19 protein-coding genes, 1 pseudogene and 1 other annotated feature are annotated in these 21,615 nt (G+C 55.0%); of the genes and pseudogenes, 8 read left to right on the forward strand and 12 right to left on the reverse strand.

Translation table 11 applies throughout. The features are described from left to right. The first annotated feature begins 45 nt into the window (after positions 1 to 45). Both OOJ60_RS22625 and ybaK read left to right on the forward strand, forming a co-directional pair. On the forward strand, positions 46 to 840 hold the full coding sequence (locus OOJ60_RS22625) for a TraB/GumN family protein (RefSeq protein WP_205612846.1): 795 nt from the start codon (positions 46 to 48) through the stop codon (positions 838 to 840). A gap of 201 nt (positions 841 to 1,041) precedes the next feature. Continuing rightward, complete coding sequence (gene ybaK, locus OOJ60_RS22630) at positions 1,042 to 1,521, forward strand: Cys-tRNA(Pro)/Cys-tRNA(Cys) deacylase YbaK (RefSeq protein ID WP_042285792.1); 480 nt, start codon at positions 1,042 to 1,044, stop codon at positions 1,519 to 1,521. Between the two features lie 44 nt (positions 1,522 to 1,565). On the opposite strand, the gene ushA is transcribed toward ybaK, so the two are convergent. Then, the gene (ushA, locus tag OOJ60_RS22635) at positions 1,566 to 3,215 is read right to left on the reverse strand and encodes a bifunctional UDP-sugar hydrolase/5'-nucleotidase UshA (protein ID WP_060569042.1); all 1,650 of its coding nucleotides are present in this window, start codon (positions 3,213 to 3,215) and stop codon (positions 1,566 to 1,568) included. A gap of 161 nt (positions 3,216 to 3,376) precedes the next feature. On the opposite strand from ushA, the gene OOJ60_RS22640 reads away from it, so the two are divergent. Then, positions 3,377 to 4,582 (forward strand): MFS transporter, encoded by a 1,206-nt coding sequence (locus OOJ60_RS22640; RefSeq protein ID WP_060569043.1) that lies wholly within the window; start codon positions 3,377 to 3,379, stop codon positions 4,580 to 4,582. A gap of 215 nt (positions 4,583 to 4,797) precedes the next feature. Then, positions 4,798 to 6,474, forward strand: coding sequence for a YbaL family putative K(+) efflux transporter (ybaL, locus tag OOJ60_RS22645; protein WP_042285798.1), 1,677 nt, complete (start codon positions 4,798 to 4,800; stop codon positions 6,472 to 6,474). Positions 6,475 to 6,584: 110 nt separating this feature from the next. On the opposite strand, the gene gsk is transcribed toward ybaL, so the two are convergent. Then, positions 6,585 to 7,889: an inosine/guanosine kinase gene (gsk, locus tag OOJ60_RS22650; RefSeq protein ID WP_042285800.1), complete on the reverse strand. Its 1,305-nt coding sequence runs from the start codon at positions 7,887 to 7,889 to the stop codon at positions 6,585 to 6,587. A gap of 142 nt (positions 7,890 to 8,031) precedes the next feature. Here gsk and aes point away from each other — a divergent pair, with 142 nt between their 5' ends. Then, complete coding sequence (gene aes, locus OOJ60_RS22655) at positions 8,032 to 8,991, forward strand: acetyl esterase (protein ID WP_205612847.1); 960 nt, start codon at positions 8,032 to 8,034, stop codon at positions 8,989 to 8,991. Here the strand turns inward: aes and hemH are convergent. The 8 genes from hemH to OOJ60_RS22695 all read right to left on the reverse strand — a co-directional run bounded on the left by hemH (position 8,988) and on the right by OOJ60_RS22695 (position 17,134). Beyond that, positions 8,988 to 9,950 carry a ferrochelatase gene (gene hemH, locus OOJ60_RS22660; protein ID WP_042285804.1) on the reverse strand — a complete coding sequence of 321 codons (963 nt, stop codon included), beginning with the start codon at positions 9,948 to 9,950 and terminating at the stop codon, positions 8,988 to 8,990. The genes aes and hemH overlap by 4 nt on opposite strands. 172 nt (positions 9,951 to 10,122) lie before the next feature. Next, a complete protein-coding gene (adk, locus tag OOJ60_RS22665; protein ID WP_042285806.1) occupies positions 10,123 to 10,767 on the reverse strand; it encodes an adenylate kinase in 645 nt (214 codons plus the stop codon). 241 nt (positions 10,768 to 11,008) lie between these two features. Then, a complete protein-coding gene (gene htpG / locus OOJ60_RS22670; protein WP_181821853.1) occupies positions 11,009 to 12,883 on the reverse strand; it encodes a molecular chaperone HtpG in 1,875 nt (624 codons plus the stop codon). A gap of 110 nt (positions 12,884 to 12,993) precedes the next feature. After that, the gene (gene recR / locus OOJ60_RS22675; RefSeq protein ID WP_042285814.1) at positions 12,994 to 13,599 is read right to left on the reverse strand and encodes a recombination mediator RecR; all 606 of its coding nucleotides are present in this window, start codon (positions 13,597 to 13,599) and stop codon (positions 12,994 to 12,996) included. Then, positions 13,599 to 13,928: a YbaB/EbfC family nucleoid-associated protein gene (locus tag OOJ60_RS22680; RefSeq protein ID WP_001515903.1), complete on the reverse strand. Its 330-nt coding sequence runs from the start codon at positions 13,926 to 13,928 to the stop codon at positions 13,599 to 13,601. Before OOJ60_RS22680 ends, recR begins: the two co-directional genes overlap by 1 nt. A gap of 53 nt (positions 13,929 to 13,981) precedes the next feature. Beyond that, positions 13,982 to 15,913: a DNA polymerase III subunit gamma/tau gene (dnaX, locus tag OOJ60_RS22685; RefSeq protein ID WP_042285817.1), complete on the reverse strand. Its 1,932-nt coding sequence runs from the start codon at positions 15,911 to 15,913 to the stop codon at positions 13,982 to 13,984. After that, positions 14,585 to 14,649: a sequence feature (DnaX frameshifting element), on the reverse strand. Its footprint overlaps the gene before it by 65 nt. 88 nt (positions 15,914 to 16,001) lie before the next feature. Then, positions 16,002 to 16,553 (reverse strand): adenine phosphoribosyltransferase, encoded by a 552-nt coding sequence (gene apt, locus OOJ60_RS22690; protein ID WP_042285819.1) that lies wholly within the window; start codon positions 16,551 to 16,553, stop codon positions 16,002 to 16,004. 203 nt (positions 16,554 to 16,756) lie between these two features. After that, positions 16,757 to 17,134, reverse strand: coding sequence for a DUF454 family protein (locus tag OOJ60_RS22695; protein ID WP_042285821.1), 378 nt, complete (start codon positions 17,132 to 17,134; stop codon positions 16,757 to 16,759). Positions 17,135 to 17,203: 69 nt separating this feature from the next. Between OOJ60_RS22695 and priC the strand changes: the two genes are divergently transcribed. From priC to OOJ60_RS22710, 3 genes are all read left to right on the forward strand, one after another. Then, on the forward strand, positions 17,204 to 17,731 hold the full coding sequence (priC, locus tag OOJ60_RS22700; RefSeq protein WP_205612848.1) for a primosomal replication protein N'': 528 nt from the start codon (positions 17,204 to 17,206) through the stop codon (positions 17,729 to 17,731). A gap of 14 nt (positions 17,732 to 17,745) precedes the next feature. Further along, a complete protein-coding gene (gene rsmS, locus OOJ60_RS22705; RefSeq protein WP_042285825.1) occupies positions 17,746 to 17,913 on the forward strand; it encodes a pleiotropic regulatory protein RsmS in 168 nt (55 codons plus the stop codon). A 69-nt stretch (positions 17,914 to 17,982) separates the two neighbouring features. Further along, the gene (locus tag OOJ60_RS22710; protein WP_205612849.1) at positions 17,983 to 18,894 is read left to right on the forward strand and encodes an Rpn family recombination-promoting nuclease/putative transposase; all 912 of its coding nucleotides are present in this window, start codon (positions 17,983 to 17,985) and stop codon (positions 18,892 to 18,894) included. A gap of 36 nt (positions 18,895 to 18,930) precedes the next feature. On the opposite strand, the pseudogene mscK reads toward OOJ60_RS22710, so the two are convergent. Both mscK and OOJ60_RS22720 read right to left on the reverse strand, forming a co-directional pair. Continuing rightward, positions 18,931 to 21,300 (reverse strand): annotated as a pseudogene (mscK, locus tag OOJ60_RS22715) (mechanosensitive channel MscK); the annotation flags it as partial. A gap of 201 nt (positions 21,301 to 21,501) precedes the next feature. Beyond that, positions 21,502 to 21,615: hypothetical protein (locus OOJ60_RS22720; RefSeq protein ID WP_001466727.1), on the reverse strand; the 114-nt coding region annotated here is incomplete at its 5' end.

Below are 21,615 nucleotides of genomic sequence, written 5' to 3' on the forward strand. Positions count from 1 at the left end.
TTCTCAGGCCACGCGCTAGCATGAGTCTCTACTTAGGGAGGTCGCATGGATCTGTTGTACCGGGTAAAAAGGGTTTTCGCTGCGCTGCGCGGCCATCCGTATAGCTGGCCCGCCATTGACGTTTCGCTGCCCGGCCATCGCCACTTTCATCTGATTGGCAGTATTCATATGGGCAGCCGCGACATGTCGCCGCTCCCCGCCAGGCTACTCAAAAAGCTCAGAAACGCCGATGCGCTGATCGTTGAAGCCGATGTCTCCGGTAGCGACAGTCCGTTTGCCGACTTACCGGCGTTTGCCGCGCTGGAAGATCGCATCAGCGAACACCAGTTGCGCAATCTGCACAGAGCGACCGACGAGCTGGGGATCTCCCCTTCCCTGTTTTCCACGCAGCCGCTGTGGCAGATTGCGATGGTGCTGCAGGCCACCCAGGCGCAACAGTTAGGATTACGGCCTGAGTACGGAATCGACTACCAGCTATTGCAGGCGGCCAAAAACGCGCAGATTCCGGTCATTGAACTGGAAGGCGCAGCCAGCCAGATTACGTTACTGAGCGAACTGCCGGACAACGGCCTGGCGTTGCTGGACGATACGCTGACGCACTGGCATACCAATGCCCGGCTGCTTCAGCAGATGATGAGCTGGTGGCTGAAAACGCCGCCGCAGGATAACGCGTTGACGCTGCCGAACACCTTTAGCGAATCGTTGTACGACGTACTGATGCACCAGCGCAACCTCGCCTGGCGGGATCGCCTGGCGGCGCTGCCCGCGGGACGCTATGTGGTTGCCGTCGGCGCGCTTCATCTGTATGGGGAAGGAAATTTACCGGCGCTGATGCGCTAAAAAAATGGCCAATATCGCTATTGGCCCGTCAAAGAGGAATTTCATCATTATTATTATGCCGCCGCTTTTTGCGACGGTGTATGTCGATTGTCGCTCAAACTCTGCATCCTGCCAATACAATTGCGCAAGATGGTACTATTTTTTAGACAGTCGTCAGGGGTATGCTTTTGTTGAATTATCTCCGAGCAAGGATTCGTAGTTATGACACCCGCCGTTAAATTACTCGAAAAAAACAAAATTTCCTTTCAGATCCACACCTACGATCACGATCCTGGCGAAACGAACTTTGGCGACGAAGTGGTGCGTAAACTGGGACTGAATGCGGATCAGGTTTATAAAACGCTACTGGTCGCTGTAAACGGAGACATGAAGCACCTGGCCGTTGCGGTCACGCCGGTTGCCGGTCAACTGGATCTAAAAAAAGTGGCGAAAGCGCTGGGGGCAAAAAAAGTCGATATGGCTGACCCGATGGTTGCGCAACGTACTACGGGGTATCTGGTGGGCGGCATTAGCCCACTCGGACAGAAAAAGCGGTTGCCGACGCTGATAGATGCGCCCGCACAAACGTTCCCGACCATTTACGTATCCGGCGGCAAGCGCGGGCTGGATATCGAACTGGCGGCAAACGATTTGGCCGCCATTCTGGACGCTAAGTTCGCCGACATTGCGCGTCGCGATTAAACCCGTTGTCAGCCCGGCGGCCTAGCGTCACCGGGCAAGCAGGTTTAAAAAATCACCTCATTGCCAGGCGCATACGCACCGGCATCCAGCGGTGAATTTTTCTGGATATATTCTTTCAGCACTTCCGCATCGATGAAGCCGGTGTTGACGTAGCCCGGCTTGTTATCCAACCGCGGATAACCATCCCCGCCCGTGGCGTTAAAGCTCAGCGTCGCCATCCGGTAGGTTTTGGCCGGATCGATCGCTTCCCCTTTGATTTTGAGATCGTTTAGCTTACCGTCTTTCGCCACAAAGCTGACGTTAGCAAACTGCGGATACGCGCCGGAATCCGGCTTCATTTGCGCTACGGCGGTCAGGTATTCAATGACCTCTTTGCCGCTCATATCGGCGTATACCACAATGTTGCCAAACGGCTGCACCTTCAGGACGCTTTTATACGTGATGTCGCCCTCTTCAATCGAGTCGCGAATACCACCGCCGCTCATCACCGCAAAATCCGCGCCGGTGCGCGCCATTTGCGCGGCCAGGATCAGACGGCCCATATTGGTTTGCTCGAAGCGCACTTTGCTGCGATCGCCTTCCAGACGAGCATTCACTGAGCCGATTTTGACATCCAGTTGCGCTTTGCCTTTATTCTGAAATGGCGTCAGCAGTGAGAGCATCTGCGGGTTTTCGGCTATTTCCGGTGTGTAAAGCACGCGCTCACTTTTCCCGTCTTCCCAGGTGACTTTCTTCTTCAGGTTCACCGGAATGAGCTGGTAGTTGACCATTTTCATTTCACCGTTACGGAACTCAAAGTCCGCGCGGCCTACGTATTTACCCCATTCATGCGCCTGTACGATCCAGATGCCGTTCTGCTTATCCGGTGCGCAAGGCGTTCCCGGAACATAATCGACCTGCTTTTTGTTTTCTGACGCCATGCACACGGGGTCTTGCGAGTGACCGCCTACAATCATCGCCAGCGAACCGGCAGGCAGGCTGCGCGCCATTTCGACGTCGCCCGGCGCATTGGAGCCGTGATTGCCGTTATCGTAGTGCCCCATGTGGGTCGTCGCGATAATCACATCCGGCTTCTCGTTCATTTGCAGTTCCTGAATCACCAGCTTCGCTTCATCCGCGGGCTTACGGAACTCAATATCCGTAAAGAATTCAGGGTTGCCAATTTTCGCCGTGTCGTCGGTGGTTAAACCGATAACCGCAATTTTCAGATCCTGACGCTTAAAAATAGCCCAGGGTTTAAACAGACGTTCACCGGTGCTTTTCTGGTAAATATTGGCGGAAAGAAACGGAAACTTCGCCCACTTTTCCTGCTGGCGTAAAACAGTGAGCGGATTATCGAATTCGTGATTGCCGACGGCCATTGCATCATAGCCAATCAAATTCATGCCGCGAAAGTCGGGTTCGGCATCCTGCAGATCGGACTCCGGCACGCCAGTATTGATATCGCCGCCGGAGAGCAGCAGCAGGCTTCCGCCCTCTTCCGCCACTTCGTGACGAATACCGTCCACCAGCGTTTTTTGCGCAGACAGGCCATATTCGCCGTATTCACTGCGCCAGAAATGACCGTGATGATCGTTGGTGTGCAGGATGGTGATTTTGTAAGTTTTATCCTTTTCATATGCCTGCACGGGCTGGCTGACCAGCGCCCAGGTTGCCAGCAACGCCAGTGCGACGCCACGTTTCATAAACTTCATTTTTTCTCTCCCTGACCCAGGACAAATGCAGAAATTACAGCGAGTAATGAGAATAAACAAATAAGTTTTCAGAAATGCGACTTTCTTCAAAACTCAGTCACAGGTATGTTAGGCGGATAATAATTACTCCCTGCACTTCAATAACTATAGACGTGGTACTTATGGCAATCAGTGAAACCTCTCAGCCAGCGTCGCTGCCGAAAGGGCGGACGTCATTTGGCATTTTAGGGGCCATCAGCCTCTCGCACTTACTTAACGATATGATCCAGTCGCTGATTCTGGCGATTTACCCACTGCTTCAGTCAGAATTTTCGCTGACGTTTATGCAGATTGGCATGATCACCCTTACCTTTCAACTGGCCTCGTCGCTGTTGCAACCGGTTGTCGGCTACTGGACCGATAAATATCCCATGCCGTGGTCGCTCCCCATTGGAATGTGTTTCACCCTTAGCGGGCTGGTTCTGTTGGCGATGGCGGGCAGCTTTGGCGCCGTTTTGTTGGCGGCAGCGCTGGTAGGGACAGGTTCATCGGTCTTCCATCCGGAATCCTCGCGCGTGGCGCGCATGGCCTCCGGCGGACGTCACGGCCTTGCCCAGTCGATCTTCCAGGTGGGCGGCAACTTTGGTAGCTCGTTAGGGCCGCTGCTGGCGGCAGTGATTATCGCCCCTTACGGTAAAGGCAACGTCGCGTGGTTTGTGCTGGCCGCTCTGCTGGCGATTGTCGTGCTGGCGCAAATCAGTCGCTGGTACGCCGCGCAGCATCGAATGAGCAAAGGAAAACCTAAAGCCAGCGTTATCAATCCGCTACCGCGCAACAAAGTCGTACTCGCGGTAAGCGTCCTGCTGGTGCTGATTTTCTCGAAATACTTCTATATGGCGAGCATCAGCAGCTATTACACCTTTTATCTGATGCAAAAATTCGGATTATCGGTACAAAACGCGCAGCTTCATCTGTTTGCGTTTCTGTTTGCGGTCGCTGCCGGGACGGTTATTGGCGGGCCTGTCGGCGATAAAATCGGTCGAAAATATGTGATTTGGGGGTCTATCCTCGGCGTAGCGCCGTTTACATTGATTTTACCCTATGCCACGCTCTACTGGACGGGGGTTTTAACGGTGATCATTGGATTTATTCTTGCCTCGGCGTTTTCTGCCATTCTGGTGTATGCCCAGGAACTGTTACCCGGCCGTATCGGCATGGTTTCTGGTCTGTTTTTCGGCTTCGCTTTCGGAATGGGCGGACTTGGCGCGGCGGTATTAGGGTTAGTTGCCGACCATACCAGTATCGATTTAGTTTATAAAATCTGCGCTTTCCTGCCGCTTCTCGGGATATTGACCATATTCTTACCTGATAACCGACCTAAAGCCTGAGTTTACCGCGGCTAAAGCTAAACTTTAGCCGCGCCCCAGACCAGTTATCATAAGCGTTTGCTCTGCCTGTCCTCAGTCCCTTTTCCGATCCGTGCCTTTTTTGCGCCAGATTGCAGTTTTCTTCAAAATTCAACAATTATTCATAAACATGATAATGAAAATTGTCATAAACTATTACGTGGAATTTGTGGACATCAGCTACCAAAGGAGACGGAATGCATCACGCCACCCCGCTTATCACCACCATTGTTGGCGGCCTTGTGCTCGCTTTTATTCTCGGCATGCTTGCCAATAAACTGCGTATTTCTCCTCTGGTGGGATATCTGTTAGCGGGCGTTCTGGCCGGTCCATTTACCCCTGGTTTTGTGGCTGATACCCAACTGGCGCCGGAACTCGCCGAACTGGGGGTTATCCTGCTGATGTTCGGCGTTGGCCTGCACTTCTCGCTCAAGGATTTGATGGCGGTAAAGTCCATCGCCATTCCCGGCGCGATCGCCCAGATAGCCGTGGCGACGCTGCTGGGTATGGCGCTTTCCGCAGTGATGGGCTGGTCGTTGATGACCGGCATCGTCTTTGGGCTGTGTCTGTCGACCGCCAGTACCGTGGTGCTGCTTCGCGCGCTTGAGGAGCGTCAACTGGTTGACAGCCAGCGCGGGCAGATCGCTATCGGCTGGCTGATTGTCGAAGATCTGGTGATGGTGCTGACGCTGGTGCTTCTGCCCGCGGTGGCCGGAATGGTGGAAAAAGGCAACGTCGGTTTCGCCTCGCTGGCGGTCGATATGGGCATTACCATCGGCAAAGTCGTGGCATTCATCGCCATTATGATGTTGGTGGGTCGCCGCCTGGTGCCATGGATTATGGCCCGCAGCGCCGCCACCGGCTCCCGCGAGCTGTTTACGTTATCCGTTCTGGCGCTGGCGTTAGGCATCGCCTTTGGCGCGGTGGAACTGTTTGACGTCTCCTTCGCCCTCGGCGCGTTCTTTGCCGGCATGGTGTTGAATGAATCTGAACTGAGCCACCGCGCGGCGCACGATACGCTGCCTTTGCGCGACGCGTTTGCCGTACTGTTCTTCGTTTCCGTCGGTATGCTGTTCGACCCGATGATCCTTGTGCAACAACCGCTGGCGGTGCTTGCCACGCTGGCTATCATCATCTTCGGTAAGTCGGTCGCCGCCTTCCTGCTGGTGCGTCTGTTTGGGCATTCGCCGCGTACCGCACTGACCATTGCCGCCAGCCTGGCGCAGATTGGCGAATTCGCCTTTATTCTTGCAGGCCTGGGGATGGCGCTGAATCTGCTGCCCCAGGAAGGGCAGAATCTGGTGCTGGCCGGCGCGATCCTGTCGATAATGCTAAACCCAATACTGTTTGCGCTGCTGGAAAAATATCTGGCGAAAACCGAAACGCTGGAAGAGCAGACGCTGGAAGAAGCGATCGAAGAAGAGAAGCAAATTCCGGTGGATATCTGCAACCACGCGCTGTTGGTAGGCTTTGGCCGCGTCGGCAGCCTGCTTGGCGAGAAACTGATGGCGGCGGATATACCGCTGGTGGTGATTGAAACGTCACGAACCCGCGTGGATGAACTGCGCGAGCGAGGGATCCGCGCGGTGCTGGGCAATGCCGCCAACGAAGAAATCATGAATCTGGCGCATCTGGACTGCGCGCGCTGGCTCATCCTTACTATCCCGAACGGCTACGAAGCGGGTGAAATCGTGGCGTCTGCCCGTGAGAAATGCCCGAACATTGAGATTATCGCCCGCGCGCACTATGACGATGAGGTGGAGTACATTACCGAGCGCGGGGCGAATCAGGTGGTGATGGGCGAACGTGAAATCGCCCGGACGATGCTGGAACTGCTGGAAACGGGGCCAGCAGGTGATGTGGTGCCGGGTTAATCCTGAGTCCTGAATGTCACCCTGCCGGATGGCGGCGTCATGCCTTGTCCGGCCTACAGCGCCTGGTACTCTACGCAGGCCCGATCAGTGAATCGCCATCGGGCAGAGGTTCAGCGATCCCAGTAGGACTCCTCAAGACTGTCTTCCCGTTCCGGCAATCCTCGCGTCAGACGCGGGGAGTGTTGGTTCAGCACCTGATAGCTAACCCGGTTCGCATACTTGCATACCTGCGCCAGTGACGAATAGGTCAACCAGGTAAAGGTATGCTTGCTGGAATTCGGCACGTTCGTGCGGTGATAGCTGTTAGCAGTAATATCATGCAGTAGCGCCGCCAGCGCGCCGTCGCCCGCGCCGTTGGTATTCATGATCTTTTCCGGACCGCCCATATACGGCGCGATATGAGAATAGACCCGCAGCGGATTCACGCAATCCTTATGACGCATCGCGCGGCTGAACTCGTACTGGTTAAACTCGGCAATCGCGCCCGGCAATAATGGATGCTGGGTTTTCCGTTTGGCTTCGTCTTCGGTGAAGCCCGCCATATACAGGCCGATCGGCCCGGCGGTGCAAAGCACCAGATCCACCCAGTCCAGCGCCTTGTCCGACGCCAGCAGCGGATCGCTCTCTCCGGTCAACGCTTCGGCTTCTTCTTCGTTCATCGCCAGAATTGAGACGTTTTCTTGCAGAAATGCCTGCCACCACTGTGGGTTATCGGCAATCACGAATTTGGTGCCAAGCGTCAGCACTACCGGCACATTGTGTTTTTTCGCATACCCGATGGCCTTCATGGTCGCTTCCGGCATTGGTTCTCCCGGCTTACAGCGCACCAGATAGGAGGTTAATACCAGCGCAGAGGCACCGGCAATCACCGACTCGGGGATGCTTTCCGCACGCAGTTGGTTCATGTGGCCGGGGCTGATGGCGAAGGTACGCTCACCGGATTCGCCGATCAGGGTAAAACAACGGCCAATCGGTCCGTCCACGCCCTGAAGATAGTTGAGATCGGTACGGCTGGAGGTATTGCACAAATAGCGATAGGCATAGCTGCCTATTTCAATGTTACTGCACATGACGCCAAGCAACACCGAGCGATCGTCCGCCAGCACCGAATAGTTGTGCATGGTGTTGCCTATGGTGCCGCCCGCAAACTGATGAGTGATTAAATTTCTCTGCTTCAGCTCCTGATATAACGCTTCCGCCACGTCATCTTCGATCACCAGAGAATGTCCGGCGCTTAATCCGTAACGTTGTATAAACTCGTCATCGACTTTCGCTTCAATATCCACCAGCGTCTGGTCGATACCGACGACCCACGCGGCGCTACTCTCGTTTTCAGGCTGAATTTGTTGCAGCAGCGGATCGCGCGCATTGACGGGGAAATAGTGTTTGGATTTGCGTTTACCGGGAAATTTCATGACTGTTTTTACGGGTGACTAACGGAGCGGTGCATGGTAGCACATTCCCCCCCGCTTCCGCAGAGTTTCAATATCCGACGGCGGGATCGCAGTTTCTGCGGCGAGAATTTTTACAATGTTCCTTTTTCACAAGGAGCGTTCGATGAAACCGGAAAATAAGCTTCCCGTCCTGACGTGCATTTCAGAAGAGATGCAGACAGTGCTTGATGTCCACCAGGACGACCTGCCGCCCTGGCCGCCCGCCGATGATGTGAAAGCCATGCGCCAGCATTATCAGCTTGAGCGTCGTTTCTGGAATCTTGATGCGCCAGCGATGACGACGCGAGAATATACGATTCCAGGCGCGCACGGCGAACTGACCACGCGGTTTTACTGCCCGGAGCCAGAAAGTCAGGCAACGCTCTTTTACCTGCACGGCGGCGGATTTATTCTCGGCAATCTCGATACCCACGACCGCATTATGCGTCTGTTGGCACAATATAGCCGGTGTACGGTGGTAGGCATTGATTATTCCCTGTCGCCCGAGGCCCGTTTTCCGCAGGCGATTGAAGAAACGGTTTCTGCCTGCCAGTTTTTTCATCAGCACGCGGACGATTATCAACTGAACATGTCGCACATTGGCTTTGCCGGTGATTCGGCGGGAGCGATGCTGGCGCTCGCCAGCGCGCTGTGGTTGCGGGATAAACGGTTGGACTGCGGGAAAGTGGCCGGCGTGTTGCTATGGTATGGTCTGTATGGCTTGCAGGACTCCCCCAGCCGTCGGCTGCTGGGCGGCGAGTGGGACGGCCTGAGTCGCGACGATCTGAAGATATTTGAGAACGCCTATCTGCGTACCGCAGAAGACCAGGTGTCGCCTTACTATTGCCTGTTCAATAACGACCTGACGCGCGACGTGCCGCCATGCTTTATCGCCACCGCCGAATTTGATCCGCTTATTGACGACAGCCGCCTGCTTTTTGACACGCTCAGGACGCACCGCCAGCCGTGCGAATACAAAATGTATCCCGGCACGCTGCATTCCTTCCTGCACTACTCCAGGATGATGCGTAGCGCTGACGAAGCGCTTCAGGACGGCGCGCGTTTCTTTACCGCCCAGCTTTAGCGATACGCTGCGGTCAGTTTTAGCATCATATCAATATGTTCCGGTGTGGCATTAAGCGCCGGAATATATTCATATTTCTTGCCGCCCGCCTCAAGGAAGATCTCTTTGTTTTGTACCGCGATCTCTTCCAGCGTCTCCAGGCAGTCAGCCGCAAAGCCCGGGCACATCACCTGTATATGACCGGTCCCTTTTTCACCGAGCATTTTCAGCGTTTCGTCGGTATAAGGCGTTAGCCATGGCTCACGACCAAAGCGCGACTGGAAGGTCATCATCACCTTGTCCGGCGACAGGCCGAGCGCAGAAACCAGCTCTCGGGTGGTATCACGGCAGCGCTGCGGATAATCGTCGCCTTCATCTGCATAACGCTGCGGAATGCCGTGATACGACAGCAGCAGCAGATCGGGTTCGCCATGTTCTGCAAATGATGCCCGCACGCTGTTGGCCAGCGCATCAATGTAGGCGCTGTCGTCAGCGTAATCGCGAATGAATGAGATGCCAGGAATGTGGCGCTTGCGCTCAAGAATGCGCGCCAGTTCGTCCCAGACGGCAGCGACGGTCGAACAGGAATATTGCGGGTACAACGGCAACACGACGATATGATCGACATGGTTGGCCAGCAGTTCATCCACTGCGCTTTCCAGCGATGGCGATCCATAGCTCATCCCGAGGGCAACCGGCGTATCCGGCAAGCGTGCGGCAAGCGCCTGCTGCTGCTGGCGGCTGTAAACCATTAGCGGCGACCCGCCTTCCATCCACACAGACTGATACAGTTTCGCCACGCGCGGCGAGCGCAGCGGCAAAATCACCCCGCGTAACAACGGCCACCATAAAAGACGAGGCGTATCAACAACGCGTTTGTCGCTGAGAAATTGCTTGAGATAGCGTTTCACTGCCGCTGGCGTAGGCGCATCGGGCGTGCCGAGGTTAGCCAACAAAATTCCGGTTTTCGTCTGACGCATTACCGCCTCTTATCGTTTCAACTGGTTGATAATTGTAGCGGAAAAGCAGAGAAGAAGAACTAATTGCTGCGAGAGGTATTTTTGGGCGAAGCCGGAGAGTAGCGTGCCGCGTTCTCTCCGGCCTACGGTGCGGTAAGCCCGATAAGCGTGGCGCCTTCGGGCATTTTACCGATTAACCGAGGATTTTTTCCAGGTCTGCACGCACGTCCGCCACGGCCTGTGTGCCGTCGACTTTGGCGTATTGGGTGTTACCGGCTTCCGCTTCTTTCTGGTAGTAGCCAATCAGCGGTGCGGTCATCTGATGGTATTCCACCAGACGCTTACGTACGGTTTCTTCCTGGTCGTCTTTACGGGTAGTCAGCTCTTCACCGGTCACATCGTCTTTACCGTCCACTTTCGGCGGATTGAATTTGATGTGGTATACGCGGCCAGAGGCGGCGTGAACGCGGCGACCGACGATACGGTCCACGATCAGTTCGTCCGGTACGTCGAATTCGAGAACGTAATCCACCACGATGCCCGCTTCTTTCATGGCGTCAGCCTGCGGAATGGTGCGCGGGAAGCCGTCTAACAGAAAACCGTTACGGCAATCTTCCTGGGCGATACGCTCTTTCACCAGCGCAATCACCAGCTCATCGGTCACCAGCTTACCCGCATCCATGATGTCTTTCGCTTGTTTACCCAGCTCGGAGCCAGACTTCACGGCAGCACGCAGCATATCACCCGTGGAGATTTGCGGAATACCATACTTCTCCATGATGAACTGAGCCTGAGTTCCTTTACCCGCGCCCGGAGCGCCAAGCAGAATGATACGCATTACGAAAATCCCCTTAAAGGTTGTCGATATTTTTTAAAAAAGCGCTAAACGATACCACCATCACGCAATTCGCTCAAGGAAGGTGCCCTGCGCTGAAACGGTTAACGGCGGGAAAATAAGAAAAGAGAGGAACAAATAAAAGAATGCCGGATGGCGCTGACGCTTATCCGACCTACAAACAGCAACCTGTCGGTAGGCCGGAAAGACGTTTTCGTCGCCTTCCGGCATCACCTCAACGCGGTCAGGAAACCAGCAGTTGGTTCATGCGACGGATAAACTGGTTCGGATCCTCCAGCGTCCCGCGTTCGGCAAACAGCGCCTGATCCAGCAGCAGTTCAACCCACTCTTTAAACTGAGCGTCATCTTCGGTGTCCGCGGTGCGTTTCACCAGCACGTGATCCGGGTTCAGTTCAAAGATGTATTTCACTTCCGGTACAGCCTGACCCGCAGCGGCAAACAGTTTTGCCATCTGAGTGCTCATTTCGTCCGCATCGGTGGTGACAATCGCGGGCGTGTCGGTCAGACGGTGGGTCAGACGCACCTCTTTCACCCGATCGCCAAGCAGAGTTTTCACACGCTCAACGAACGGCGTCAGCGCTTTTTCCGCTTCTTTCGCGCTTTCGTCCACTTCATCGGCCAGCTTGTCGATAGATTCGTCGGCTTTCGCCACGGACTGGAACGCTTTACCGTCGAACTCGGTCAGGTAATTCATCATCCATTCGTCGATGCGGTCGGAAAGCAGCAGGACTTCGATACCTTTCTTACGCAGCAGCTCCAGGTGCGGGCTGCTCTTCGCTGCCGCATAGCTGTCGGCGGTGATGTAGTAAATCTTCTCCTGCCCTTCTTTCATGCGGGAAACATAGTCTTCCAGCGAGACAGTCTGTGCGGAGGAATCGGTATGGGTGGAGGCAAAACGCATCAGTCTGGCGATGGTTTCCTGGTTGGCGTGATCTTCCGCCGGACCTTCTTTCAGCACCAGACCGAACTGTTTCCAGAAGGTCTGGTATTTTTCCGCATCGTCCTTCGCCAGTTTTTCCAGCATTTGCAGAACGCGTTTGGTCAGCGCGCTGCGCAGATTACGGGTAACGGTACTGTCCTGCAGGATTTCACGAGAAACGTTCAGCGGCAGGTCGTTGGAATCGATCAGACCCCGCACGAAACGCAGGTAGTTCGGCATAAACTGTTCGGCGTCGTCCATGATAAACACGCGCTGGACGTACAGCTTCAGGCCGTGTTTATGATCGCGGTTCCACATGTCCCACGGCGCCTGAGACGGGATATACAGCAGGCTGGTGTACTCCTGCTTCCCTTCCACGCGGTTGTGGCTCCAGGTCAGCGGATCGGTAAAGTCATGGGCAATGTGCTTGTAGAATTCTTTGTATTCGTCTTCGCTGATTTCGGACTTGTTACGGGTCCACAGCGCCTGCGCCTTGTTGATTTTTTCCCAGGAGACAACGGTTTCACCGTCTTTCTCTTCCTGTTTTTCAATTTCTACCGGCAGCGCGATGTGATCGGAATATTTGCTGATGATCGAACGCACGCGCCAGTCATCAAGGAACTCATCTTCGCCATCGCGCAGGTGCAGGGTAATTTCGGTGCCGCGATCGTCTTTGGTGATGTCGGCAACCGTGTATTCGCCTTCGCCCGCGGATTCCCAGAACACGCCGTTTTCCGGCTTATCGCCCGCCGCGCGGGTGCGCACGGTCACTTTGTCGGCAACAATAAACGCGGAATAAAAGCCGACCCCGAATTGGCCGATCAGCTGGCTGTCTTTCGCCTGGTCAGATCCCATGGATTCGAGAAATGATTTCGTGCCGGATTTGGCGATGGTCCCCAGATGATCGATAACGTCATCCCGGTTCATGCCCACGCCGTTGTCGGCAATGGTCAACGTACGCTTATCTTTATCGAAGGAGACGCGCACGCGCAGTTCACCGTCGCCTTCATAGAGGTCCGGGTTTGACAGCGCGCGGAAACGCAGCTTGTCTGCCGCATCTGAGGCGTTAGAGATAAGCTCACGCAGGAAGATTTCTTTATTGGAATACAGAGAATGGATCATCAGATGCAGAAGCTGCTTTACCTCTGACTGAAAACCGCGAGTTTCTTGTCCTTTCATGTAGATCTACCTCAACAAAGCCATTTTTAATGGTAAAAACACGTTGAGGGGAAAATGGGGACGCGGAGGAGAGATTTCAAGCGGAGGCCGCAAACGCCGCCTCCGTTTGTTCAGAATTTAAGCTTATGGCGACCGGCAAGAGAGTGTGACAGCGTTGTGCCGTCAACCATCTCCAGCTCACCGCCAACCGGAACGCCGTGAGCGATACGGCTGGCTTCGACGCCATATTGCGCGCAAAGCTCGGCAATATAGTTCGCCGTTGCCTCCCCTTCGACCGTGGGATTGGTCGCGAGGATCACTTCATTGAGCGGCTCAGAAGAAAGGCGCTGTTCCAGCCGGTCAAGTCCAATGTCGTCCGGTCCGATACCGTCGAGCGGCGACAGGTGCCCCATCAGCACGAAATAGCGCCCGGAAAATTGCCCGGTCTGCTCAATCGCGTAGATATCCGCCGGACTTTCGACCACGCAAATCTGACCGTTTTCCTGACGACGCGGGTTTGAACAGATATTGCACACGTCCTGCTCGGTGAAAGTACGGCAATCGGCACAGTGGCCGATTTCCGACATCGCCCGGGTCAGCGCTTGCGCCAGGCGCATCCCGCCGCTGCGGTCACGCTGTAACAGCGTAAACGCCATGCGCTGCGCCGACTTCGGGCCTACGCCCGGCAAACAGCGCAGTGCTTCCATAAGCTGAGTTAACAGCGGGCTGGTTTGCATCAGAACGGCATCTTAAAGCCTGGCGGCAGTTGCATACCGGAAGACACAGACGCCATTTTCTCTTTCTGCGTTTCTTCAATGCGACGAGCGGCATCGTTGAACGCGGCGGCAACCAGATCTTCCAGCATCTCTTTGTCATCTTCGAGCAGGCTCGGATCGATTTCCACGCGACGGCAGTTGTGCGCGCCGTTAATGGTCACTTTCACCAGACCTGCGCCGGACTCGCCGGTCACTTCCAGCTTCGCAATCTCTTCCTGCATCTGCTGCATTTTTTCCTGCATCTGCTGGGCCTGTTTCATCAGGTTGCCCAGACCGCCTTTACCAAACATAGGCTTCTCTCTCAATCACGTTAAGGGATGACAATCGTAAGCGACGCTTACGATCAAATGGGACGAATACTCTCTTCATCCAGATCCGCATCAAAAAAGCGACGCAGGGTCTGGATATTATTATCCGCAACGATCGACTCACGCGCCTGCGCAAGTTTTTCTTCATAAATGGCCTGACGCCACTCCAGCGGCGTGCGCACCGCCGGATTATCATCTTCTACGATAGTCAGTTCAACCGTTGTACCGGCCAGCGCGCTCAGCGCCTCGGCCAGTTTTTGTTTCGCGCCAGCGGAGTTCAGATGGCGCTGGCTGGAGCGCAAATGCAGACAGACAGCATTGCCGTTCTCTTCTTTCCAGGCATTGAGCGCCACCTGTTCCACCAGTTTCGGTAACGCTAACTGGCTCACCTGCGCCGCCCACGGGTCGCGTTCAATGGCTTCCGTCGCCAGTTTTGCCGCCAGCTCAGGCGTCTTTTCATGCTCCAGCGCTTTTTTCAGCGCTTTCGGCGTCGCGACAACGTCTTTCACTTCGACAACCGGAGTGGTTGCCTTCCAGCGATACGCTTCTTTCTTCACCGGCGCTTGTTCGAGCGCAGACGGTGCGGGACGCGCCTGCACGCGCTCCGTCACCGATGCCAGCCTTTCCAGCGCAGCGTTATTCACCGGCCGCGCGCGGGTTGCGGCTGCCGGTTCACTCTTTTTTGCTTTGGTTGCTCCCTGCGCGCGCTGAAGCTGATTGCGCGCCGCCAGCACCTGACTGGTGGCGTCGGACAATGGCGCGGCTGGCGCCTGCTGTGTCGGCGCAGACGGCTGCTGCGGCACCTGCGTCGGACTCATTACCGCCGTCGGGGCCACGGGCGCAAAAGACTGGCGCGGCGTCTCCGGTTCCGGCAACGGCATCCGTGGGTGAAACGCCAGCGCGCGCAGCAGGGTCATTTCAACCCCCATGCGTCTGTCCGGCGCGTAAGGCAGTTCTTTACGACCCATCAACAACGTCTGGTAATAAAGCTGTACGTCCGTTGGCGGTACGGTTCGCGCCAGTTCGCGCATCCGTACTTCAATTGTCGCCATGTCGCTGCCCAGCGCCGCGGGTGAAAGCTGGACCAGCGCAATTCGATGCAGCAGGCCGAGCATTTCGACCAGCAACGCTTCCCACTCGATGCCGCGCGCCGCCGCGTCGTTGACCAGCGACATGACGCGTTCACCGTCGGCGGCGATCACCGCTTCAACCAGCGACAGCGCCTGGTCGTCATCCAGCGTACCGAGCATCGCGCTCACCGCCTGGGTTGAAACCTGACCGTCGCCGCTGGCGATAGCCTGATCGGTCAGGCTAAGCGCGTCGCGCAGGCTCCCGTCTGCCGCCCGGGAAAGCAACTGCAACGCGCGAGGTTCGTGCGCGATGTGCTCTTCATTAAGAATGTGCTCAAGCTGGTGGCGGATCTGCTCGACGTCCAGCGCCTTAAGGTGAAATTGCAGACAGCGGGACAATATGGTCACCGGCAACTTCTGCGGGTCGGTGGTCGCCAGCAGGAATTTGACGTGCGCTGGCGGCTCCTCAAGGGTTTTGAGCAGCGCGTTAAAGCTGTGACGGGACAGCATATGCACTTCGTCGATCAGGTACACCTTAAAGCGACCACGCGCAGGGGCGTACTGAACGTTATCCAGCAGGTCGCGAGTGTCTTCGACTTTGGTACGCGACGCGGCGTCAATCTCGATGAGATCGACAAACCGTCCCTGCTCAATTTCACGGCAGTTGTCGCAAACGCCGCATGGCGTGGCGGTGATCCCGGTTTCGCAGTTCAACCCTTTCGCCAGCAGACGGGCGATAGAGGTTTTACCGACGCCGCGAGTCCCGGAAAAAAGATAAGCGTGGTGAATACGCCCTAGCGACAAGCCGTTCGCCAGTGCGGTTAGCACATGTTCCTGGCCGACAACGTCAGCAAAGGTTTGTGGGCGCCATTTTCGGGCTAAAACCTGATAACTCATTGGCTGGCTCTGCAACGCTGGAAGGTGAATTCATAGGGGGGAATGCTAACACAACCTCGCTCAATGAGCGAGGTTGCGGGGACCGGGATTAATGCCCGGCAAAGGAGACCAGACAGTAACTGGCGATACCCAATTTTTCCAGACGCGCTTCGCCGCCGAGATCCGGTAAATTGATGATAAACGCCGCGTCATTGACTTCACCACCCAGACGGCGGATCAGTTTCGCGGTGGCTTCGATGGTGCCGCCGGTCGCTAACAGGTCGTCCACCACCAGCACTTTGTCGCCAGGCTGAATGGCATCAACGTGAATTTCCAGTTGATCGGTGCCGTATTCCAGCTCGTAGCTTTCAGCGATTGTCTCACGCGGCAATTTGCGCGGTTTACGTACCGGCACAAAACCAACGCCAAGCCCCAGCGCCACCGGCGCGCCAAACAGGAAACCGCGCGCTTCGGTACCGACCACTTTGGTAATGCCCGCATCTTTGTAACGCTCAACCAGCAAGTCGATGCTGAGCGCGTAAGCCTTCGGGTCTTCCAGTAAGCTGGTGACATCACGGAAAAGAATGCCCGGTTTCGGGTAGTCCTGAATGCTTTTAATGCTATTTTTGAGAAACTCAAGCTGCTGTGCAGTCGCGGTCATAAGTGTGTGCCTGATAAATACGGTATTACTCTACATTGCGCGCAGTATACTTCATCCTGCAGATTGCCTTAACGCACTTTGGACGATCGTGTGTATAGCAGGCCAAAGTTACCTGTGGTTAACCTTTGACCAGGCGCGCCTGTGCTCGAAAACGGTCGAATTTACTGGCTACAGCCAGTAATTGCAACTGCGATGATTACGCTTCAGTGCTTTTGTTGCTTTTCATCAACTACCGGGATTCGCCACATAAATATCAGCAGGCAGGCGAGGATGAAAAGCAGGAGGATCCGCACCCACATCATGGGGGTCAGCCACAATGAGACGCCAAAGGTCATCAGGATCAGAATAATCGCCCGGGATTTCGCGCCCGGCGGCATCGCTTTATGTTTTTGCCAGTAGCGTAAATAGCTGCCAAACCACGAACGGTAGAGCAACCACTGATGAAAACGCGGCGACGAGCGGGCAAAGCACCAGGCGGCAAGTAAAATAAACGGCGTCGTCGGCAGAAGCGGCAATACCACGCCAAGCGTTCCAAGGACAACCGCAAGCCAGCCCGTGATGATCAAGAAGATTCGTTGCATAATAAAGGCATGTCGCAAACCAGAACGCTACTTTAGCATAACAGTTATCATTTTCATTGGAGTGTTGCATTGAAAACCGCCATGCTGCTACAAAAGCTGGACGATCGGCTCGCCGAATTGCGCCATCGTTGCGCACCGCTAGCGCAGCACGCAACACTCAGCCCTCGCTTCGATCGCCAGCTTTTTCAGACCCGCGCTACGCGTCTTCAGGACTGCGTAGAGGAAGCGGAGGCCAATCTTCAGGCGCTACGCCAGGCGGTTTTGCGACAGCAGCTTCCACAGGTCGCCTGGCTGGCGGAACACCTCGCCTCACAGCTGGAGGCTATCGCCCGCGAGTGTGAAAGCTGGTCGCTGCGCGAATGGGACAGCGGTTCACCCACCCTGACCAAATGGCAGCGTAAACGCCTTCAACATCAGGAATTTGAACGTCGCCTGCGAGCGATGACGCAGGAACGTAAAATGCGCCTCGCCGAAACCCGCAGTCTGCAGGAACAACAGACGCTGCAGCGCGAAGTGGAAATCTATGAAGGTCGTCTGGCGCGCTGTCGCAAGGCGCTCGACAGCATCGAACGCGTCATCGCACATTTAACCCGCTAATCCCCGGAGAATCTATGTCACTGGAAAACGCCCCGGACGAGGTCAAACTGGCCGTCGATTTGATCGTGCTGCTGGAAGAGAATCAGCTCCCTCCGCGAACCGTGCTACGCGCGCTGGAAATCGTTATGCGTGATTATGAAAACAAGCTCAAAAGCGCGGAAGACGGCTCGCAATATCAATGATTACTGTCTGGTGGAGCGTCGCGGCGAATGGCATAGTCGCCGCAACAATTCGCGACCATTGGATGGCTCATGGAACGACTTCCCCCTTCACCGCACGATGCGGTTTTCCGACAGATGCTGACGCAAAAAGCCGTTGCCCGGGATTTTCTGCAGATTCACCTGCCCGGTCATTTTCTTCAGATCTGTAATCTGGACTCCTTAAAGCTGGAGTCCGGTAGTTTTGTCGAAGAAAATTTACGCAATCGGTATGCTGATATCCTTTATTCCTTAGAGACGGAACAGGGTCCTGGTTACATTTATGCGCTGATTGAGCATCAGAGCACACCCGATAAGCTCATGGCATTCCGAATGATGCGCTATGCGATTGCCGCCATGCAGCGCCATCTTGATGCGGGACATACAACGTTGCCGTTAGTGGTGCCTATCCTCTTTTACCAGGGGCTAAAAAGCCCATGGCCCCACAGCCTCAACTGGCAAAGTCTGTTTAGTGAACCCGAGATGGCAAAGACGCTATACAACAGTGAATTTCCGCTGGTGGACCTGACGGCGATACCGGATAATCAGATCCTGCAGCATCAACGGATGGCGATGCTGGAACTCCTGCAAAAACATATTCGTCAACGCGATTTGAGTGAGTTACTGGATCAGTTGATCACATTGCTAACGCAGCAATCGCTTACCGACCCTCAACTTAACGTGTTGATAAACTATATGGTGAAGGCAGGGAATTGTGAAAATCCCGGCGTACTGATTCGCCAACTGGCACAAGGTGCGCCTCAGTATAAGGATCAACTGATGACGATTGCCGAATGGCTGGAAGAGAAAGGCCGCACAGAGGGTATTCAACTGGGAATGCAAAAAGGTCTTGAAGAGAGTGCCCGTGTCATTGCACGTAGAATGTTGGATGACGGGATGGAATCCTCACGTATTATGCAGTTTACTGGCCTGACCGCAGAAGAACTGGCTGCGCTGTCTCATTAACCAATCGAGGGGCGACATTCGCCGCCCCCCGTTTGGTTAACTTACCGCCGGCGTCGGATCGTCGCCTTTAATCTCGCGCTTCACTTCCGTCACTTCATCGCCCTTATCGTTGCGCAGATGCACTTCAAGTTGATTAAAGGCAATGTCGATATTGTTTTCGCGGCACAGGCGGTCGATGGCGCGGTTCAGTTCGTCCACAGTATGGCTGCGATCGCGCAGTTCGCGGACGTACAAACGCAGCTCGTGGTCGAGCGTACTGGCGCCGAAGGTGGTAAAGAACACTTCAGGCTGCGGATCGTGCATCACCTTTGGATGCTCCAGCGCCGCCTGTTGCAGAACTTTACGCACTTTTTCCAGATCTGAACCGTAGGCCACGCCAATGCGGATCACCAGTCGCGTGGTGGTATCGGACAGGGACCAGTTGATCAGACGTTCGGTCACAAACGCCTTGTTCGGGATGATCACCTCTTTGCGATCGAAGTCAGTGATAGTGGTCGCACGGATGCGGATCTTACTGACGGTCCCTGAATAGGTGCCGATGGTCACCGTATCGCCGATCCGCACCGGACGTTCGAACAGGATAATCAGACCGGAGACAAAGTTACCGAAGATCTCCTGCAAACCAAAACCCAGACCGACCGACAGCGCCGCCGCCAGCCACTGCAGTTTATCCCACGAAACGCCAAGCGACCCGAATACTGTCATCGCCCCGACGGCGATAATAATGTAATTGAGGATCGTGGTGATCGCGTACGATGCGCCCTGGCGCATTTTAAGCCGCGAGAGCACTAACACTTCCAGCAGGCCCGGCAGGTTACGGATCAATGCCCAGGCCACCATTGAGGCGATAATGGCAAACAGTAAACTGCCCATCGTCACGCTCTTCACCACCGCGGCGCCCGCTTCAGTGCCGTTGTAATGCCAGAGCGTAATGCTGTCGAGATAGCTGAACACGGTGATCAGATCGGACCAAATCGCCCAGAACATGACCGCAAACAACGAGACCATCAGCAGCATGGTGATACGCAGCGTTTGCTGGTTCACCTGCTCGAGCGCGATCGTCGGCTCCTCCTGCGGTTCCGCCCCTTCAGCGCCCTCTTTCACCAGATTTTGCCGACGCGCCAGTGCGCGACGCCAGGCAATGCGCCGCGCCGCAACGCTCAGTCCGCGCAGTACGGTCTGGTAAAGCAGATTCCAGATAATCACCAGATAAACGGTCTCTATCCAGCGACCCGCCAGGCGAAGCGTGGTATAGAAATAGCCGGTCGCGGTCAGCACCATCAGGGCAACCGGAATGATCGACAGGATAGTGATCGTGACCAGTCGCAGTCCATGAGACTCTTTGTCGCGCCAGCTTTCCCGGAACATCGGCCAGACCAGAAACGCGATCAACAGCAGGTTAAGGAAAATCATCGCCTGCCCCAGCACATCATCCATCAGATGCAGCGGCGACTGCTCGGCCACCACCGACCAGAAGTGCAGCGGCAGCAGCGCCAGACTGATGCGTACGATCTGACGCCGCCAGTGGCTGGTCAGCTGCGCGGGCATCCCGAAGTGTCGAATCGCCACCCCTTCTTTTTCCAGTACCTTCCAGCACAAACCAAACACCAGCCAGAAGATGGCCAGTTTTTTGCTGAACGCCCACAGCAGGTCGCTGATGTTGAGCTGCATTGTCAGCAAAATCAGGCCGACGGCGAGGATAAGCAGGCACGCAGGCAGGGCGCGAATCAGATCGATCAGAATCGCTTTCGGCGTATTCAACTGGCTGTCATTGCGTAAGGAACCGACCGCCGCAGCGAGTTTTTGCTGCCAGGCTTTCAGCCATTTCAGACGCCAGCGAATCACGCCGGCAATCAGTAGCAGCGGCAAACCAGCAAGAAACGCGATGAATACCGCAGGCCAGGCTTTCTCCCAGTTAACGGTGATTTTCATCGCCTTAAACTGCTCTTTCAGGGTTTCCGGGAACGCCTTTATCCAGTCCCAGTCCATCGGACGGTTGCTGTTTACCCAGAAGATTTGCTGGGTGAGAATTTCTTTCAGGCTTTTTGATACGCTCATTAACTGCTGTTGATTAATTTGCAGGTTAATGGCCATCATCAACTGATTGCCAAGCTGCTTATTCAACTGATCCAGCAGCTCACGGCGCATATCGACCACCTGCAGCAGCGCGTCGTGCACCTCGTCGTTAACGTCGCTCTGATGCCCCTCTTCCAGTTTGGCGACGAAAGCATCATTCTGAAACAGCGCGTCGCGCTGTTGGTTGACTTCAAACTGCTCAAGCCGCAAATCCGCGATGCGGTTGGTCATATCTTCAAGCTCATCTGCCGACGGCAGGGTTTGCTGCTGCTGATACAGGATACGAGACAGCAGGAGGCTCCCCTTCAGCACCGCGATCTGTTCTTTAACCTAAATTCCACGTGTGTTTTTTATTAGCTTCAAAAATCACTATTTCACGAAGAATTTAGACTGCTTCTCACACATTGTAACATTATTTACAACCACCTTTCAATCATTTTTGATAAATCATTGATTTCATCTTTGCTGCAATGATACTTAATAAACTCTGCAAGTTATCCACAGAGCAACACTCAATTCTGAGAGATCCCCTCATAATTTCCCCAAAGCGTAACCATGTGTGAATAAATTTTGAGCTAGTAGGGTTGCAGCCACGAGTAAGTCTTCCCTTGTTATTGTGTAGCCAGAATGCCGCAAAACTTCCAT

Source organism: Citrobacter sp. R4 (assembly GCF_026719175.1).
GTDB lineage: Bacteria > Pseudomonadota > Gammaproteobacteria > Enterobacterales > Enterobacteriaceae > Citrobacter_A > Citrobacter_A sedlakii.

Coding starts and splice junctions, on each gene's coding strand:
- OOJ60_RS22625 (WP_205612846.1), top strand. CDS start 46: ATGGATCTGTTGTACCGGGTAAAAAGGGTTTTCGCTGCGCTGCGCGGC.
- ybaK (WP_042285792.1), top strand. CDS start 1,042: ATGACACCCGCCGTTAAATTACTCGAAAAAAACAAAATTTCCTTTCAG.
- ushA (WP_060569042.1), bottom strand. CDS start 3,215: ATGAAGTTTATGAAACGTGGCGTCGCACTGGCGTTGCTGGCAACCTGG.
- OOJ60_RS22640 (WP_060569043.1), top strand. CDS start 3,377: ATGGCAATCAGTGAAACCTCTCAGCCAGCGTCGCTGCCGAAAGGGCGG.
- ybaL (WP_042285798.1), top strand. CDS start 4,798: ATGCATCACGCCACCCCGCTTATCACCACCATTGTTGGCGGCCTTGTG.
- gsk (WP_042285800.1), bottom strand. CDS start 7,889: ATGAAATTTCCCGGTAAACGCAAATCCAAACACTATTTCCCCGTCAAT.
- aes (WP_205612847.1), top strand. CDS start 8,032: ATGAAACCGGAAAATAAGCTTCCCGTCCTGACGTGCATTTCAGAAGAG.
- hemH (WP_042285804.1), bottom strand. CDS start 9,950: ATGCGTCAGACGAAAACCGGAATTTTGTTGGCTAACCTCGGCACGCCC.
- adk (WP_042285806.1), bottom strand. CDS start 10,767: ATGCGTATCATTCTGCTTGGCGCTCCGGGCGCGGGTAAAGGAACTCAG.
- htpG (WP_181821853.1), bottom strand. CDS start 12,883: ATGAAAGGACAAGAAACTCGCGGTTTTCAGTCAGAGGTAAAGCAGCTT.
- recR (WP_042285814.1), bottom strand. CDS start 13,599: ATGCAAACCAGCCCGCTGTTAACTCAGCTTATGGAAGCACTGCGCTGT.
- OOJ60_RS22680 (WP_001515903.1), bottom strand. CDS start 13,928: ATGTTTGGTAAAGGCGGTCTGGGCAACCTGATGAAACAGGCCCAGCAG.
- dnaX (WP_042285817.1), bottom strand. CDS start 15,913: ATGAGTTATCAGGTTTTAGCCCGAAAATGGCGCCCACAAACCTTTGCT.
- apt (WP_042285819.1), bottom strand. CDS start 16,553: ATGACCGCGACTGCACAGCAGCTTGAGTTTCTCAAAAATAGCATTAAA.
- OOJ60_RS22695 (WP_042285821.1), bottom strand. CDS start 17,134: ATGCAACGAATCTTCTTGATCATCACGGGCTGGCTTGCGGTTGTCCTT.
- rsmS (WP_042285825.1), top strand. CDS start 17,746: ATGTCACTGGAAAACGCCCCGGACGAGGTCAAACTGGCCGTCGATTTG.
- OOJ60_RS22710 (WP_205612849.1), top strand. CDS start 17,983: ATGGAACGACTTCCCCCTTCACCGCACGATGCGGTTTTCCGACAGATG.